Source organism: Devosia crocina (genome assembly GCF_900116545.1).
In the GTDB taxonomy this organism is placed as follows: Bacteria; Pseudomonadota; Alphaproteobacteria; order Rhizobiales; family Devosiaceae; genus Devosia; species Devosia crocina.
Genome location: NZ_FPCK01000001.1, coordinates 852,272 through 869,079 on the forward strand (window position 1 = coordinate 852,272; position 16,808 = coordinate 869,079).

Consider the following 16,808-nt stretch of genomic DNA (forward strand, 5'->3'; position numbering starts at 1 on the left):
TATCTGCTGAGGCTTCCTCGTATGAGCAACTATGTGACGAAATCCGGTCTTTCCGTACATCCGCTGCTGGTGGATTTCGTCGAAAAGGAAGCGCTCCCCGGCCTCAGTGTCAGCGCCGATCAGTTCTGGAATGGCTTTGCAGAGCTCGTGCGAGAGCATGCACCGACCAATGCCAAACTGCTCGCCAAGCGAGACATGCTGCAAAGCCAGATCGACGAGTGGCACCACAAATATGGGCCCGTCGCCAATAATGCGCAGGGCTACGAGTTCTTCCTCAGGGATATCGGCTACCTCGTTCCCGAGCCGGGCGATTTCACCATCGAAACCGAATATCTCGACCCCGAGATTGCAAGCCTTTGCGGGCCGCAGCTGGTGGTGCCGGTTTCCAACGCGCGCTACGCGCTCAACGCCGCCAATGCGCGCTGGGGCAGCCTCTACGATGCGCTTTATGGCACGGATGCGATCGCGCGCGATGGCGATCTGACGCCAGGCCAAGGCTACAACGCCAGCCGCGGTGCTGCAGTGGTGCGGCGGGCTGCCGAATTTCTCGATGCCAGTTTTCCGCTCGCCAGCGGCAGCCATGCCGATGTGACGGGCTACCATGTGGTCAAGGACGGAAGCACCCGCCATCTGCAGGTGGATACGCCTGCAGGGCGTACCGGACTCCGCGATCCCGCAGCTTTCGCCGGCTATGGCGGCACGGAGGAGAGCGGCGAGATCGTTCTGCGCCATAACGGGCTTCATGTCATTCTGGTGATCGATCCCAAGAGCACAATCGGCGCAGCGCATAAGGCCGGGCTGGCCGATGTTGTGGTCGAAGCGGCGCTGACCACGATCCAGGATTGTGAAGACTCGGTTGCGGCGGTCGACGCCGAGGACAAGGTCGGCGTTTATCGCAACTGGCTCGGCCTGATGACCGGCACGCTCGAGGACACGTTCGAAAAGGGCGGGCAGACGATCACCCGCAAGCTCAAGGCAGACCGGGTCTACAAGGATGCCAATGGCGAGCCGCTGGTGCTCAAGGGGCGTTCGCTGCTGCTGGTGCGCAATGTGGGACACCTGATGACCACCGATGCCGTTATGCTCGATGGCAAGCCGGTGGGCGAAGGGCTGATGGATGCCGCCGTCACAGCGCTTTGCGCCATGCACGATCGCGGCATGAATTCGAAGTGGGCCTCGATCTATGTGGTCAAGCCCAAGATGCACGGACCCGAGGAAGTCGCTTTCGCCTGCACCGTTTTCGATGCGGTGGAGCGTTTCCTGGGTCTCGCACCCAAGACCATCAAGATCGGCATCATGGATGAGGAGCGCCGCACCTCGGCCAATCTCAAGGCTGCGATCTATGAAGCGCGGGAGCGGGTGTTCTTTATCAATACCGGCTTTCTCGACCGGACTGGGGACGAAATCCACACCTCGATGGAAGCCGGCGCGGTGCTGCGCAAGGATGAAATCAAAGCGGAGCGCTGGATTGCCTCCTATGAGGATCGCAACGTGCTGATCGGGCTCGCCTGCGGCTTCTCGGGCAAGGCACAGATCGGCAAGGGAATGTGGGCGCGTCCCGACGATATGGCCGCCATGCTCGAAGCCAAGATCGGCCATCCCAATGCCGGGGCCAACACGGCCTGGGTTCCTTCGCCGACTGCGGCCGTGCTGCACGCCTTGCACTATCATCAGGTCGACGTGTTCGAAGCACAGGCGCGCCGGCACAATCAGCCGGTGCCGGCGCTTTCCGAACTCTTTTCCATGCCCATTCAGGCGCCTTTCTCGCTCAGCCGCGAGGAAATCACCCGCGAACTGGAAAACAACGCGCAGGGCATTCTGGGCTATGTGGTGCGCTGGGTGCAGCAAGGGGTGGGCTGCTCGAAGGTGCCCGACATCAACAATGTCGGCCTGATGGAAGATCGCGCTACCTGCCGGATTTCGGCGCAGGCGGTAGCCAATTGGATCCGCCATGGCCTTGTCAGCCGGGACGAGGTGACCTCAGTGTTCGAGCGCATGGCCGTCGTCGTCGATGAGCAGAACAAGAACGATCCCGTTTATCGGCCAATGGCTGAAAACTACCAGTCGGTGGCGTTTCAGGCCGCGCTCGATCTCGCGCTCAAGGGTGCAGATCAGCCGAGCGGATATACCGAGCCGCTGCTCCATGCCGCACGCCGCAAGGTCAAGGCCCGCGACGCGAAATAGTGCCGCCTCGGAACTAGTCCAGATCGAAGGTGGGGAGGGTGAGCGCCGTCCCCTCGTGAAGAACTTCGATGTCATTGCTGCGCATCACGGTCGCGATGCTGATGTGTTCGTCAGTACCCATGTTGCGCGCGTAGCGAGGATGGGCACCGGAGGCAATCAGGAGACGCAGGCGGTGGCCGGGGCGGAAGCTGTGTGCGGTAGCGTGCAGTGGAAGGGTCAGGTGCCAGGATCCGTCGGTCCGACGCGGGGTCTCCGGCGTAAGGCGGATGAAGCCATCGCAAATATTGCGTGACACCCCGTCCGGCCCGACGTCGCTGAGGCGGGCAAAGAAGTCGGCGTGGGGCAGGGCGGCTCGCGCAGCAATCGACACGCTTGGCTGCCCGATGATGGTGAGGTCCGCGGTCAGCACGGGGCCAGTATAGGTCAGGGTGTCCGTGCGGCTCTCGAGCGGGGCCTGATCCACTGCTCCGGCTCCAGTGAAGGCAAAGATGGCGCCGCCCAGGTTAGGCGTCGGGTCGGCCGGGTCATAGCGGTAGATATCGCTGCCCGTGCTTGAGCCACTCTGTCCCAGAGTTCCCGGACCCGTAATCCGCAGGATCTGCGGCGCCGGGGGGCCAGGCGGATAGTGATCGAACTCATGCCATTCATCGCGGCCAGAAATGTGGAGACGCACTGGCCTCTGGCGCAGGCCTGAACTATCGCCCATCAGTTTGGCGCGCATCCAGATCAAGGTCTCGCGAAGATTGTCGCGCTGCAGTTCCTCGGCGACGTGAAACCAGGTGCCGATCGTCAGATAGGGCGTGTGGCCCAAGGCAACGAGACGACTGTAGTCCGCGAGCAGCGGATCGAGCATGAAGTCATACCAGCCGGAGATGAAGTGCACCGGCGGTGTGCTTTCGGACAGGCGATGGCTGTGGTCGAGATCAGTCCAGAAGGCGTCATTGCCGATCGAGTGCTCGAACCAGTAGCGCCAGAATGGGATCTTGTGACCGACGGCAGCCTTGTCCGCTTCGATCAGCGGCAGGATGGCAGCCGCGCGGTCCGTTCTGCGTTCGATATCTCCGGAAAACATGCGGGCCGCAGTGGCGAGCGGCCGCTTCCTAAGTCCTTCGATCACCTGGACCCAGGAGAGCCAGAGATTGAGATGGAAGGCGCCGGAAGGGAACACCACCGGGCGGAAGTTGGAGGTGGTCACCTTTGTAGCCATGGCTGCCACAGGCGGCAGCGCGTCGGAAATGGCCCATTGTGCATAACCGAGATAGCTGGGGCCGGTGAGGCCGATCCGGCCATCGAACCAGGGCTGTTCCTCGATCCAACGCAGGGTCGCAAGTCCTTCGGATCGTTCGTTTGCAAAGGGATCGAACTCGCCGCCGGATTGCTCGGTCCCTCGGCAGGCCTGAATGACAACATGAAAGCCGCGCTCGGCATAGGCTTCGGCGATGGGGCCAAAACCACGCCGTCCATAGGGCAGGCGCATCAGGATGGTTGGGTGGGGTCCTTCGCTGCGCGGGGCATAGTGGTCGGTCTTGAGAATGACGCCGTCATCCATGGCCAGGGAGAGACCGCGGGTCTTCTTCACTCCATTAAGGCGCGGCGGCAGATCTTCGAGCCAGGCGAGATAGAGCGAAGACAGGCTCATGGTCAGCTCACGAAATCGAACCTGTCGACATCGAAGAGCCCGCGATCGGTCATCTTGAGGTGCGGTATGACGGGCAGAGCGAGGAAGGCGACCTGCAGGAAGGGCTCGGGCAGGACACAGCCGAGGGTCTTGGCAGCGTCGCGCAGGTGATGCAGGTCCTCGGCGACCTCCTCGAAACTTTTCAGGCTCATCAGGCCCGCAAGCGGCAGCGCCAGCTCGGCCTTGACCTCGCCGCCATCGGCAACAGCAAAGCCGCCACCGAGCTCGATCAGCCGGTTAACCGCCACCGCCATGTCGGCGTCGTTCGCTCCGACAACGGTGAGGTTGTGGCTGTCGTGGCCCACCGAAGAGGCGATAGCGCCTCGCTTGAGGCCGAAACCAGTGACGAAGGCGCGGCCGATATTGCCATTCTTGCCGTGGCGTTCAATGACGGCGACCTTGATCACATCGGATTCGATATCGGGCTGCAGACCCTCCGCAGTTGCTGAAAGGGAGGCCTCTTCGCGGAAGGTGAGGATCAGGCCGGGGCGAACGCCGATAACAGGGATGCGGTTTTGACCCGGCTTGGGCTCCGTGATGAAGTCGCTGGCGTTGACGGCCTGTGCCTTGACCGAGTGGAGCCCGACCGGGACAACGCTTGAGCGCTTTTCGAAAAGCTCAGGCGTAACGAGCTGTCCGCCCGCGACCACGTCAGAAACCCGGCATTCTTCGAGGGTGTCGAGAATAGCGATGTCGGCGCGCCAGCCTGGCGCGATGAGCCCGCGATCGCGCAGGCCGAAGATGCGGGCAGCCGAGTGGCTGGCGGCACGATAAACGTGGTGGAGCGGCCGGCCTATGGCGATCAGCCGGCGGATCGAGGAATCAAGGTGTCCTTCCTCGGCGATGTCGAGTGGGTTCCGGTCATCGGTGCAGAGCGCCACAAAACTCGATGTGTTTTCATCGAGGACCTCGGCAAGCGCTGCGAGATCCTTCGATACCGAGCCTTCGCGGATGAGGATGGCCATGCCCTTGGCAAGCTTTTCCCGCGCCTCTTCAGCGCTTGTCGCCTCGTGGTCGGTGCGGATACCCGCAGCAAGATAGCCGTTGAGCGCTTCGCCGCGCAGGAGGGGAGCGTGGCCATCGATATGGCCATCCTGAAACGCCATGAGCTTGGCAAGAATGCCCGGGTCGGCGTTGAGTACGCCGGGGAAATTCATCACCTCGGCAAGGCCCACGACCTTGGGGTGATCACGGAAGGGCAGGAGATCGTCGATTTCGAGCTGCGCACCGGCTGTCTCGAACGGCGTTGCCGGGACGCAGGAAGACAGATTGATCCTGACATCCATGATGGTGCGGTCGGCACAATCGAGGAAATAGCGAATACCTTCCGCCCCAAGCACATTGGCGATTTCGTGCGGGTCGCAAAGCGCGGTGGTCACCCCATGGGGCAGCACGCAGCGGTCGAACTCGAGCGGAGTAACAAGCGAGGATTCAATATGGAGGTGTGTGTCGATGAAGCCCGGCACGGCAAAGCGCCCGGAGCCATCGATTTCCACTTCGCCCTCGTAGCGGGCGTGGGTGCCCACGATACGGTCCGCAACGATGGCGATATCAGTAACGGTTACCGAGCCGGTGATGACATCTAGCAGTCCCATATTGCGGATAACGAGATCGGCCTTTGCCTTGCCCTGTCCGGCCATGATCATGCGGGTGAGGAGGGCAGGGGTGGTCATGAACTCTGTCTTTCTTGTGTCCGTGCGAAAGCTGGACCGGCTTGCCCCTTGCGTCAAGGCGTGCGGGGAACTCTCGACAGGCGCAAACGTTGGATTTCACGAGAGTTTAGGGAGAATGACATGGAAACCTACGATCCGCAGAAGACTGCTACGGAAACGCGCCAGGCAAGCCCGCGCAAAATGAACGCACGCGTGCTGGTGTTCTCGCTGATTGGCGTGATCGTGGCCTTTGCCGTTATCTACCTCGTTTACAGCATCGCCATGCCCGCGCCCACCACCTGAGGGTGAGGGCTGCACTGGCGCTGACGGACCGCATGAGCTAACCGTTTCTTTCTATCTGGGAGGATCTGATGGCTAAGGTTCGCGCGCTCGTACTTGAAAAGCAGCATGAGTTGCAGCTGCGCGATATCGAGCTTCCGCTCGATGTCGGCAGGGGCGAGGTGCGGATCGCCATACATACGGTGGGCGTCTGCGGGTCTGATGTCCATTATTATACCCACGGGCGCATCGGTCCCTTTGTGGTCGACGCGCCCATGGTCTTGGGGCATGAGGCGGCCGGAACCATCGTGGAAGTGGGCGAGGGGGTTTCCCATCTCAAAGTGGGTGATCGGGTCTGCATGGAGCCGGGCGTGCCCGATTCTTCCTCGCGTGCCAGCCGGCTCGGCATGTATAATGTCGATCCGGCAGTGCGCTTTTGGGCCACGCCGCCCATCCACGGTGTCCTGACCCCGGAAGTCGTTCATCCAGCCGATTACACTTTCAAGCTGCCGGACAATGTGAGCTTCGCCGAAGGCGCCATGGTAGAGCCATTCGCTGTCGGCATGCAGGCGGCAAGCAAGGCACGCATCGTGCCCGGCGATACTGCCGTGGTGCTCGGTGCAGGGCCGATTGGCACCATGGTCGCGCTGGCCGCACTTGCCGGGGGATGCGCGAGGGTCATCGTGGCGGATCTGGCGCAACCCAAACTCGATATCGCGGCGCGCTATCAGGGCGTCATCCCGGTCAACATCCGGGACACCAACCTTGTGGAGAAGGTCGGTGAACTCACGGAGGGCTGGGGCGCCGACATCGTTTTCGAGTGTTCGGGATCGCCCAAGGCCTGGGAAACAATCATGGATCTGCCGCGTCCCGGCGGAGCGATCGTGGTGGTGGGCTTGCCGGTCGAACCCATCAAGCTCGATATCGCGGCGGCTTCGACCAAGGAGCTGCGGATCAAGAATGTCTTTCGCTATGCCCACCAGTATGAGCGGGCAATTGCGCTGATCGCATCAGGCAAGGTCGATCTCAAGCCGCTCATCTCCCAAACTTTTGCCTTCGATGAGGCCAAGGAGGCGTTCGACCGCGCCGTTGAGGCCAGGCCACAGGATGTCAAACTGCAGATCCGTGTTGCAGCCGAGGGGTGAAACGGAACCCGCAGCGGTTTAGCGCGATTGTGATCTTATCGTCACAATCGGAGGCAGTTGATGGATACCGGGAATAGTTTCGGGCTAACGGACACCTATTTGCCTGAACACATCATGGGAATCAGGTTGGTGATCGCTGCAGTTTGCGGCGCCATCATCGGCTTTGAGCGGGAAATGCGGACGGCCGAGGCGGGCCTTCGCACCCATATCCTTATCGCGGTCGCCGCAGCGCTGTTCACGATCCTGGCCTTCGAGATTTTCCATACTATCGGCGATGGCATGACGTCGCAGTCCGACCCCATCCGTGCGGTCGAGGCCGTAACGGCAGGCATCGCTTTTCTGGGTGCCGGAGCGATTTTCCGCAGCGGCGTGGGCGTACAGGGCCTGACGACGGCAGCGGGTATGTGGCTTGCTGGCGCAGTGGGTGTCGCCTGCGCGCTAGGGTTTTATACGCTCGCCGCAGCAACCACTGTACTCGCGGTCTTGATCCTGGCTGCGTTACGCGCCATCGCGCACAAGATTGGGCACAAGTCCCAGGAGGATGCGCAACTCGATCACCGGGCGGAACTGCGCAAAGGCGAAGAAGCAATGTGAACGGGCCGCGGGGAGAAGCATATGGAGTAGCCCTGCAACGCTGAGGGACGATGCGTTGCAGGGCGGAATGCTTCTCCCCCCGTACGGTCATGATCGGGAGGTATCACGACCGCGCCCCCACGCTGCCTCGCACAGAGCCAAGCAGCGCTTCCGGGTTCCGATGGTGCAGATCGAAACCCTTGTCCAATGGGCGGAGAGAACGCTTGGGAATGCCTGACACGGTCGGGACAACCGCATCCAGCAACGTTCTCTCCGCCTAAGGCACGTAACCTGTGGACGCAGGAGTCACATGCCGACAGCGTCCAGGCGCTGAGTGCGCGCCCGGAAATTTTCGATGCCTTCCAGTTCGCGACGATAGGCGTCGCGCTCGGGCTGGCGGAAGAAGACGGCAGCCGCGCCGGCTTCGTGGTACATTCGGCACGCCTTGGGATCCGCAGGCGGCACCATGGCGATCAGCGGAATGCCTTTCTGGCGCAACCAGGAGGCGTGACGCTGCACGAATTCAAGTGTGGCAAGGCTATGAGCCTTTAGATCGACCACCAGGAGATCGGGCCAGTCGGCGCGCGAATCGCTCAACACCAGGTCAAGATCTGCAACGGCTTCGCAGTCACCGCCATAGCTGCACACATCTGTGCCGAGCAGCTCGCGCATTTCCCGCTGGAACAGATACGCAGAGTGACCGTCGTCATCGATCAAGCCGATCCATGGAGCGATCCCGCCCGGGTTTTCCACACGCAACTCCTTGCCCGGCGTCCACTGGGCAAATCTACTCTTGAGGCAAGTGGGACTCACCTAGTCTCCAACCTGCGTAATATCGAAGAGAAATCCGCAGTCTTGGGGGCCTTTCCGCCGACTGCGAAACCCGGCGCAAATCAGTTCAGCGCCAGTAGGGCGAGGTATGCGGTAGCCGGGCTCGCGCGAAAAGGATGCTCCTGTAAAATCAAGGTAAGTTTGCACTTGCCTTTTACATGTCAGCGACGGCATTTTACGTAGCGTCCGGGGGTAAAATGACTGACGTTGCGGCAGACAGGGATGCGGTCCTGGCGGCGCTCGATCGCTTGACGGCGTGGTCAGAAATGGCCCGCTCGCCTCAACTTACGCGCTTCTTGAGCTACATCGTCCACAAGCGGCTCGACGGCGAGACACAGTCGGTGAAGGCTTACTCCATCGCCGTTGACGTGTTCGGCCGCCCGGCGGACTTCGATCCGCAGAGCGACCCGATCGTTCGGGTGCAGGCGCGGCGATTGCGAGCGCTTCTGGATCAATATTATCGCGGACCAGGCACTGGAGAAGCGGTGCAGATACAGCTGCCGATCGGGCGCTACGTTCCCGATTTCGTGCTTGTGGCTGCGCCTGTCGTGCCTCGAGACGAAGCATCTGTCCCAACTTTTGCCGAGCCTGAGCTCGACCTCGTTCCTGCCCACGAGGAGAAGCGGCCGCGAGGACAGGTGACAGTGTCGTGGATCGTTCTTTTTGTGATCGCGATCGGTGTGGCCGTGCTGGCCTATTCTCTATCGAGCTGGGGCCCGCTTAACCGGCCCGCGGCAGTAGCCGAGCCGCTCTTGCGTCCGCCGGAATTGCGTATCGTCGATTTCCAGAACTTGACGGACACACCTGCCGTGACCACGGCGCTTTCGGCGCTCGCGATCGAGCTGGTGACGGATTTCCAGCCGTTTATCGCGGTGAATGTGACCTATGACGGGCGAGGCGATGTCGCCGTGCCCGACGATGTGCAAGATGATTACCTGCTCAGTGGACTTGTGCGGCAGGAGACGCCGGAATCGGACTATGTCGTTAACGCCATCCTGACCGATCTCGATACCAACAGCGTCGTGTGGAACCTCTCGCTTGCAGTTCCGCCTGCCGATCTCTTCGAGTCCGGCAGGATCGATGCGATTTCGCAGCGGCTGGTTTCTTCCCTCGGCACTTTCCGTGGACCGCTCCATGCCAAGGCTCGCGCTGCCCTGAGCAATGGCAACTTTGCAGGACAAGAGGGGTTTTACACCTGCGCGTTGTTGTTCAACATCTATCGCGCCAGCCAGGCGACGGGCGCCGCCGGCCGGGTCCGTTCGTGCCTCGCAGCGCTGCCCGAGGATCAACGGACGCATCCCAGCTTGCTTGCCATCGAGGGAAGCCTGATCGCGGAGACCAGCGATACGGTGCGCGTGACGCCTTCGACGCAGATGGCGCGGTTTGGCCAAGCCAACGAGTTCATCTCTCGCGCTCTTCAAGCTGCGCCGACCAGCAGCTTCGTTTGGGAGCAGAGGGCGCGCCTGCATGAGGCGATGGGCGCACATGACGACGCGGAAGGCGCCTATAGTACATCGCTGCAACTCAACCCCGCTAGCGTGGACGGAGCGGCTGCCCATGCAAGGCACCTCGCGCTTATGGGACGGCTCGAACAGGCGCTTCCCCTCGCTCAGCGTGCCATCGGAGCCTTGCCGGTCTCCAATGTTCCTGCCTGGTATCAATGCGTGCCCGCCCTCGGGGCATATAGGGATCGCCAATTTGCCCGGGCCCTGCAGCTGGCAGAGCTTTGCGCGCGTGTCGATGTGGAGGTTGGAGCACCGCTTGGGATTGTGTCAGCACAGGAGCTCGGCGATGCCGGGGCTGTCGAGCGGCTCCTGCCGCGCGTTTTGGAAGTGTCGAGCTTCCGAGGCTACGGGATCATGACCCAGCTCCGTCGCCGGAGTACGGATGTCGAGCTACTGGAGCACCTGCGGACAGGACTGTCACGAACGGGCATACCGCCAATGTCGCTGGTGGCGGCCTTCTGAAGCGCTTAATGCGTGCTAGAATGACTGAAGAGATTGATCACCAGCACACCGGCAAGGATCAGGCCGATGCCGACCAGGGCGGGGATATCGAGGGACTGACCATAGGCGAAAAAGGCGATGATCGAAACCAGGACAATGCCCACGCCTGACCAGATGGCATAGCCGATGCCGACCGGTATGGTCTGAAGGGCAAGCGAGAAGAAGTAGAAGGTGATGGAATAGCCCACCACCACGATGATGGTGGGCACAAGCTGAGTGAAGCCCGCCGAAGCGCGCAGGAACGATGTGGCAATCACCTCGCCTACAATGGCGACGGCGAGGTAAACGGCGCCGTTCATGCCAGATTGGTCCCGAACTGAGTTCGGCATAGTTCGACAAAGCGGGTGCCGCGTTCCTCGAAATTCTTGAACTGATTGTAAGACGGCGCGCCAGGGGACAGAATGATGGTATCGAACCGGTCCCGTATCGAGGCGAGAGTGGCGATCGCCGCTTCAAGATCAGGACATTGGCTGACGGAAAGATCGGGAGCTGCTTTGCGTGCAGCCTCGGCAAGGCGCGCGCCCGTTACCGGAAGGGTGACGAGAACCGTGACGCCCCGCATCGCCAGGAGCCCTGCCAACTCGCCGTAATCCTGCTCCCGTTCGTGCCCGCCAGCGACAAGGGCAATACGACGGCCGGGGTAGGCTGCAAGCGCTGCCTTTGTGGCCTCGGGTGTGGTCGAGATGGAATCATCGACGATGGTCAGCGTGCCAATCCGATGCTCTTCGAGCCTATGGGGCAGGGGGCGAAACGCGGCAATACCGGCCAGGACGCCGCCCATCGTAGCGCCGGCTGCGAGTGCGATCTTTGCCGCAAGCAGGGCGTTATCGAGATTGTGCTCACCGCGAAGGCGCGAGTGGGCGACGGCGCCTTCGATGGTGATGGCTTCTTGCGGTGTCAGTTCACGCACAAGACGCCGATGATCGCGAACGGCCCGCGCGACCCGCCCATTGCCGGCAGCGGCAGAGCCGAGGGCGACAGCAAAACTGCCCTCCCGGTCCACCAAGTGCAATTTGTCATCAAAATAGCGTTCGACTGAACCGTGCCAGTCCACGTGTTCAGGATAGAGATTGGTAATGGCGGCGATATCGGGCACGAATGCCATGTCGGCGGTCTGGTAACTCGACAGTTCGAACACGGTAATGGCGTGCTTGTCGGCAATATCGAGCGGGGCGAGCCCGACATTCCCTGCAAGCCCGGCATCGAGACCGGAGCGGACCAGCATGAGGTGCACCAGCGTTGCGGTGGTCGACTTGCCCTTGGTGCCGGAGATGGCGATCACCGTGCGGTTCTTGCGATAGGCCGCGCCCCATAAATTGAGGTTGGAGGTGACTGCAATGCCGGCCTTGGCCGCGTGGGTAAAGATCGGCTTGTAGCGGGAGACGCCCGGGCTCTTGACGATGGTGCCGAAGCGGCGCTCCCCAATCGCCTGTTCGATTTCTCTGGGAGGGATGAAGGCCGTCCCGTCAATGGCGGCCGAGCCGGTGTCGGCGGTCACGAAGACCGCAAGATCGGGCTGGATCTGCCGGAGGAACTGACGAGTCGAAATCGCTTCGCGGCCCGCCCCATAAAGCAGGACTGGTTCGTCAAACCGCATGAGCGGCCACCTTGGCGGCCAGAGCCACCGGGATGTGGTGGTCGTGGCTGTCGGTCAGGCATTCGGCCATGGCAAGCTGCAGCTTTTCCTCGCCATACTGGCTGAATAGATCGGCCTTCACTGCCCGCACCACGGCCTCCTGATGCCAATCGGCGTGGCGGGTAAGCGTATAAAAACAGGCCGCCGCTTCGAGGATTTCGCCGACGCATTCCCAGGGTTTCTGGCCTGCAAGGCCTGCGAGCTCGCGGAAGGATTGCTCGTTGGCCGGTTCATCGAGAAGGTTCTTGCCGAAGATCCGGAGCAGCCGGTCCTTGGCCATGAAGGGAGCAAAGATCAGGAAAACGAAGTGGCATTTGGGGCACTCGCCACACCAGAGAGGGCCATCATTGCCGTTGAGGCGGAAATTGCGATTGCAGCTGGAAAAGACCGTGTCGAACCGAAGACCCTGGGTAAAGAGCGAGGCAATGCGAGCTTCCGAATAGGGGCGCAGCAGGGAGAAATAGGTCAGCGCTCCACCGGTGGCATCGCCGAGGATATCTGCGATCAGAAGTTCAAAGCCGAGCGACTTGGAATATTGGTGATTGGTCTCGCGCCCGTCGAAGGTCACATTGCCTTCGCTGGCCGAGCGCTCGTTGCTCAAGACGATCTGGTCATAGCCAAAGAGCACGGCGCAAAGCGAGGCGATCATGGAGTTGATCGCCGTGGAAGGAACGTGGCCGTTGTAAAAGCCCGGCTCCTTGCCCAAACGGATCATCTCCGCGTCGAGCGTGCGCGTGACATAAACGGGGTCTCGACCGATCGCGTCGATCGAGCTGAGGATCGGACCCTTGGGGTTGACGGCGAAGGGGGAGAAATCCAAGCCGACATGGCTGAGGAGGTCGACGCTGACAAGCGAATCCTTGCCTCCGCCGATGGGAAGAAGCGTCCGTTCGGCAAGATCCGGCGCGGGTTTGCGCACGATAGCGTCGGACGGGACATCGAGCTGCAACCGCCCAAAACGGGCAAGGTCGTTGCGGGCATAGAATTCGCCAAGGCCGTTTTCGTAGACATCGATAACGAAGGCTTGTTCCGCCTCGGTGAGAGCCAGTTCCGACCGGATGTGGAAGGGCGCGCGCAGCTTGAAGTAACTCACCCCCAGGACAAACGCCGTCAGCTCGAGCAGCTTGCGAAAGGCCGGCGTTGCAGCCTTTGCCGGATCGGCACCCCGCGGCAGCCCGAGAACTTCGACAAAATCGAGATCGTTGAGGCGATAGCTGAAATGCGCCTCGCCGGTTGTGGGATCGAAGCGGGGGGGGAGGATAGAAAAGGTTTCGGTCACGGGCAACTCACGCGGCTTTGCCACATCATATAGGTGATTTGCACCAGTCGCGGGAGTGGCTAGTAGATCCGCATTTGCATGCGCATGACGATGTCGTCGCCGACTCGCTGGAAGCCGTATTCGCGCATGGTGCAGGACCAGCCATTCCCGACCTTTTCGATGCGGAAAAGATTGTAGCGGGCAGGGTCGTCCAGCGTTCCCCCCTGCGCTGCGCTGGCAGCAGCAACGCCGATCACCGGAACCTCGTGATCGAGACCGGGGATATGATGGATAGAGGAGCGATGGGTATGTCCATGAAGGACCAGTTCGGCGCCGCGCTCCTTGATCACCTGGCGGAAGATTCGGTGTCCCTTGAGGCCGAATGAGGGGTGTTGCAGCTCGGCGTTCGGCGGGTGATGGATCAGAACCACACGGAAGTAGCCGGCGTCGCCCAAGAGCTTGAGCATCCGGTCGAGACGGGCTGCCTGCTTGTCCTCGAAACGGCCGATCGCAAGGAAAGGGGCCGTCGGCACAGCGCTCGAGCAGGAGACGATCGCGACATCGCCGACCCGGCGGACAAAGGGGAACGTCTCCCCTTCCAGTGTCTCGCCCTTGAGATATTCGCCCCAGTTTTCAATGGCTTCATCCATGGCGCCAGGGACATAGGCGTCGTGATTGCCCGGGCAAACGGCGATGCGATCACTGTGGCCAAGGTCGGTCAGCCACTGTCCGGCGCGGCGAACTTCTTCGGGCAGCGCGAGATTGGTAAGGTCGCCGGTCACCACGGTGAAATCGGCGTCTTGGTCGCGCATATGGGCCACAAGCCTATGCAGCGTCTCGGTTTTCATCTCGCCGTGGCGTTTGAGCTTCCAGTTGAGGAAGCCCGTCAGGCGTTTGCCCACCAGGTTCCTGAGGGCCACCTCGGGCAGGGGGGAAAGATGAATGTCGGAAATGTGGGCAAGTGTGATCATCGGCTGTGGTTTTGCCAGAAGCGAGATAACAGGGAAACGGCCAATCGCCGTGGATTAGAATGTATGCAGGCGTAAACATAGGTTTGTTTCCGCCGTCACGCCTTCTAACGCACAAAGGCGCGCTTGGCTCTCGACTTTTGCGCAGGAGACGCTACGCCTCCCAGAAGGGCCAAGGAGTTTCTAGCGATGATGAATCGATTCCAGCAGGTTCGTGCCAAGGTTTTCCTGACCGTCGTGGGGCTTTTGCGGCGGATGACGATCGGGACGCGAGTGATGCTGGTGGACGGGGATAAGGTATTTCTGATCCGCCACACCTATGTGCCGGGCTGGCAATTTCCCGGTGGGGGAATCGAGCCGGGGGAAACGGCCGAGGTTTCGGCGGCGCGCGAGGTGCTGGAGGAGACCGGCTACCGGGTTACAGGTCCCATGGAACTCTTTGGAATCTATCATAATTCCAGCCCCGTGACCAACCGTGACCATGTGCTCTTCTATGTGGCGCGGGCGCATGAATTCGTGTTCGAGCGCAAGAAGGATCACGAGATTTCCGAAACCGGGTGGTTCCAGATCAGCAAGTTGCCGGAGGGAGTAACTCCAGCCACGTCGCAGCGCATCGACGAGGTTTTCGACAATGCGCCGCGCCGCGATATATGGGGATATTGACCTCTTCCGGCTATGGTTTTGCTAGCATCTGGTTAGCACATCAAGGCCGATCAGCTCATAAACGAGAGTTTTGGGCCAACCGGGATGATCCTGTGCGGATTGATGGTGGTGTGGCTCCAATAATAGTGCGTCTGGATCTGACCGATATCGACCGTCTCCTTGACGCCGGGCACCTCGTAAAGCGCCTTCAGATAGTGGGATAGGTTCGGATAGTCCGCGATCTCGCGGATATTGCACTTGAAGTGACCGAAATAGACGGCGTCGAAGCGCACGAGGGTGGTGAACAAACGCCAGTCGGCTTCGGTGATGCTGTCGCCGGTGAGATAGGCCTTGTCGCTGAGAATGTCCTCGACCCAATCAAGAGCGGCGAAGAGCTTCCGGGCGGCTTCCTCGTAGGCGTCCTGGGTGGTGGCGAAGCCGGCCTTGTAGACGCCGTTGTTGATGTCGTCGTAGACGCGGGCATTGATCGCGTCGATTTCCTGGCGCAGTGCCTCGGGATAGTAATCGTCGGTGTTGCCGGTCAGCTCGTTGAAGGCTGTGTTGAACATGCGGATGATTTCCGCACTTTCATTGGACACGATGGTGCCGGTCTTCTTGTCCCAAAGAACGGGTACGGTAACGCGGCCGGTATAGTCGGACTGAGCCTCGGCATAGACCTGCCAGAGGAAATCCTTGCCCAACAGAGTGTCGCCGGTCGAGCCTTCGTCTTTCTTGAAGCTCCAGCCGGTTTCGTCCGGCATCTTGGGTGAGACGACCGAAACCGAAATCAGATTTTCCAACTCCTTGAGCTTGCGGAAGATCAGGGTGCGGTGCGCCCAGGGACAGGCGAGGGAAACATAGAGGTGGTAGCGGTCTGCTTCGGCAGCAAAGCCGCCGTTGCCTGAGGGACCGGGCGCACCATCCGCGGTGACCCAGTTGCGGAAACCGGATTGGGAGCGGACGAACTTTCCGCCGGTCTTTTTGGTGTCGTACCACTGGTCCGACCATTTGCCGTCGATCAACTGTCCCATCTTTGGTCCCTTTCGGTCATCTTGCTGTCTGGATTGGCCGGTCCTCTGTTGCCAGCGAACGAGTCGGCCCTGATCCTACCCAACATCTAAAGACGCTTCTTCGATGCGATAAGTCAGGGGAACGGCAACAAACTGTTGTGCAATCGGGTTACATCGGGACAATGTGGCGGAGGAATTTCAGCCATGAAGCAGATATTCCCATTTACGCCGGGCAATGCCGGTGCTAATGCGCGATCAGACGTGGAGGCGTCCAGGATGGTAAAGGTTTTGCAGATGCTCCGACGACCATAGCCGGTCGATCAGCGCGGTGCCCTTGGGGCGGCCGCAATTGTTTCTGCACAGCTTTTCTGGATCCAAGCTCATGACCACGCCTGTTGCGGCCGAGGCCGCTGTTGCCCCCCTGTCCGGCCAACCCACTGTGCGCCTTGCACGCGAGGAAGACGAGGTCTTTGTCGATGACCTGCAGGCCATTGCCTTTGGTCCCGGGCGGTTTTCGCGCACGGCCTTCCGGGTTCGGGAGCGTTTTCCCATCGACAAAAGCCTGAGCCTGATCGCCGAAGTCGACGGCACGCCATGTGGCTCGGTTTGGATGACTCCGATCAGCGTCGGCGGGATCAAGGGCTATTTGCTCGGCCCACTCGCAACCCATCCCAATTTCCGCAAGCGGGGCGCGGGCAAGCTGCTGGCGCGTGAAGTGAGCAAGCTGGCCATGTCCCGCGGCGAAGGGCATTTCGTCTTGCTGGTGGGCGACCAGGATTATTATTGCCCGCTTGGCTGGAAGATCACGGTGCCGGGTAATGTGCAGTTTCCCGGACCCGTAGACCCGACGCGGGTTCTGCTGTTGGCGGATGATCCGGAACTGGCGAACACGCTCAAGGGTTCGATCGCGGATTTCGATCTGGGCGCTTGAGGTGAGGCTGGCATC

16 protein-coding genes are annotated in these 16,808 nt (G+C 61.0%); 7 read left to right on the top strand and 9 right to left on the bottom strand.

Annotated features, from left to right (window positions below; translation table 11 throughout):
- The first annotated feature begins 21 nt into the window (after positions 1 to 21).
- Positions 22 to 2,184, top strand: coding sequence for a malate synthase G (locus BM364_RS03890; protein WP_092421163.1), 2,163 nt, complete (start codon positions 22 to 24; stop codon positions 2,182 to 2,184).
- A gap of 13 nt (positions 2,185 to 2,197) precedes the next feature.
- Here the strand turns inward: BM364_RS03890 and BM364_RS03895 are convergent, their stop codons facing one another.
- On the bottom strand, positions 2,198 to 3,823 hold the full coding sequence (locus BM364_RS03895; protein WP_092421165.1) for a CocE/NonD family hydrolase: 1,626 nt from the start codon (positions 3,821 to 3,823) through the stop codon (positions 2,198 to 2,200).
- A 2-nt stretch (positions 3,824 to 3,825) separates the two neighbouring features.
- On the bottom strand, positions 3,826 to 5,535 hold the full coding sequence (gene ade, locus BM364_RS03900) for an adenine deaminase (RefSeq protein ID WP_092421167.1): 1,710 nt from the start codon (positions 5,533 to 5,535) through the stop codon (positions 3,826 to 3,828).
- A gap of 120 nt (positions 5,536 to 5,655) precedes the next feature.
- On the opposite strand from ade, the gene BM364_RS18335 reads away from it, so the two are divergent.
- From BM364_RS18335 to BM364_RS03910, 3 genes are all read left to right on the top strand, one after another.
- A complete protein-coding gene (locus BM364_RS18335; protein ID WP_175528450.1) occupies positions 5,656 to 5,817 on the top strand; it encodes a hypothetical protein in 162 nt (53 codons plus the stop codon).
- Positions 5,818 to 5,885: 68 nt separating this feature from the next.
- Positions 5,886 to 6,938 (top strand): NAD(P)-dependent alcohol dehydrogenase, encoded by a 1,053-nt coding sequence (locus tag BM364_RS03905; protein ID WP_092421169.1) that lies wholly within the window; start codon positions 5,886 to 5,888, stop codon positions 6,936 to 6,938.
- A 60-nt stretch (positions 6,939 to 6,998) separates the two neighbouring features.
- Positions 6,999 to 7,532 carry an MgtC/SapB family protein gene (locus tag BM364_RS03910; RefSeq protein ID WP_092421171.1) on the top strand — a complete coding sequence of 178 codons (534 nt, stop codon included), beginning with the start codon at positions 6,999 to 7,001 and terminating at the stop codon, positions 7,530 to 7,532.
- Between the two features lie 285 nt (positions 7,533 to 7,817).
- Here the strand turns inward: BM364_RS03910 and BM364_RS03915 are convergent, their stop codons facing one another.
- The gene (locus tag BM364_RS03915) at positions 7,818 to 8,324 is read right to left on the bottom strand and encodes a hypothetical protein (protein ID WP_139232468.1); all 507 of its coding nucleotides are present in this window, start codon (positions 8,322 to 8,324) and stop codon (positions 7,818 to 7,820) included.
- Between the two features lie 215 nt (positions 8,325 to 8,539).
- On the opposite strand from BM364_RS03915, the gene BM364_RS03920 reads away from it, so the two are divergent.
- The gene (locus BM364_RS03920; RefSeq protein WP_092421175.1) at positions 8,540 to 10,309 is read left to right on the top strand and encodes a tetratricopeptide repeat protein; all 1,770 of its coding nucleotides are present in this window, start codon (positions 8,540 to 8,542) and stop codon (positions 10,307 to 10,309) included.
- Positions 10,310 to 10,314: 5 nt separating this feature from the next.
- Here the strand turns inward: BM364_RS03920 and BM364_RS03925 are convergent, their stop codons facing one another.
- The 4 genes from BM364_RS03925 to BM364_RS03940 are packed head-to-tail and all read right to left on the bottom strand — an operon-like array spanning position 10,315 to position 14,213.
- Positions 10,315 to 10,647: a DMT family transporter gene (locus tag BM364_RS03925; RefSeq protein WP_092421177.1), complete on the bottom strand. Its 333-nt coding sequence runs from the start codon at positions 10,645 to 10,647 to the stop codon at positions 10,315 to 10,317.
- Entirely contained in the window at positions 10,644 to 11,945 is a 1,302-nt protein-coding gene (gene murD, locus BM364_RS03930) for a UDP-N-acetylmuramoyl-L-alanine--D-glutamate ligase (protein ID WP_092421180.1), read from the bottom strand. The genes BM364_RS03925 and murD overlap by 4 nt, the downstream gene beginning before the upstream one ends.
- The gene (locus BM364_RS03935; RefSeq protein ID WP_139232469.1) at positions 11,935 to 13,263 is read right to left on the bottom strand and encodes a MurL-like N-terminal domain-containing; all 1,329 of its coding nucleotides are present in this window, start codon (positions 13,261 to 13,263) and stop codon (positions 11,935 to 11,937) included. Before BM364_RS03935 ends, murD begins: the two co-directional genes overlap by 11 nt.
- A 59-nt stretch (positions 13,264 to 13,322) precedes the next feature.
- Positions 13,323 to 14,213 (bottom strand): metallophosphoesterase family protein, encoded by an 891-nt coding sequence (locus tag BM364_RS03940; RefSeq protein WP_092421184.1) that lies wholly within the window; start codon positions 14,211 to 14,213, stop codon positions 13,323 to 13,325.
- Positions 14,214 to 14,399: 186 nt separating this feature from the next.
- On the opposite strand from BM364_RS03940, the gene BM364_RS03945 reads away from it, so the two are divergent.
- On the top strand, positions 14,400 to 14,873 hold the full coding sequence (locus tag BM364_RS03945; RefSeq protein WP_092421186.1) for an NUDIX domain-containing protein: 474 nt from the start codon (positions 14,400 to 14,402) through the stop codon (positions 14,871 to 14,873).
- Positions 14,874 to 14,923: 50 nt separating this feature from the next.
- Here BM364_RS03945 and BM364_RS03950 read toward each other — a convergent pair whose 3' ends face one another.
- On the bottom strand, positions 14,924 to 15,883 hold the full coding sequence (locus BM364_RS03950; RefSeq protein ID WP_092421187.1) for a glutathione S-transferase family protein: 960 nt from the start codon (positions 15,881 to 15,883) through the stop codon (positions 14,924 to 14,926).
- A gap of 234 nt (positions 15,884 to 16,117) precedes the next feature.
- Positions 16,118 to 16,246 carry a hypothetical protein gene (locus tag BM364_RS18725; RefSeq protein ID WP_280140619.1) on the bottom strand — a complete coding sequence of 43 codons (129 nt, stop codon included), beginning with the start codon at positions 16,244 to 16,246 and terminating at the stop codon, positions 16,118 to 16,120.
- Here BM364_RS18725 and BM364_RS03955 point away from each other — a divergent pair.
- Positions 16,245 to 16,793: a GNAT family N-acetyltransferase gene (locus BM364_RS03955; protein ID WP_092421188.1), complete on the top strand. Its 549-nt coding sequence runs from the start codon at positions 16,245 to 16,247 to the stop codon at positions 16,791 to 16,793. The genes BM364_RS18725 and BM364_RS03955 overlap by 2 nt on opposite strands.
- The last annotated feature ends 15 nt before the right edge of the window (positions 16,794 to 16,808 follow it).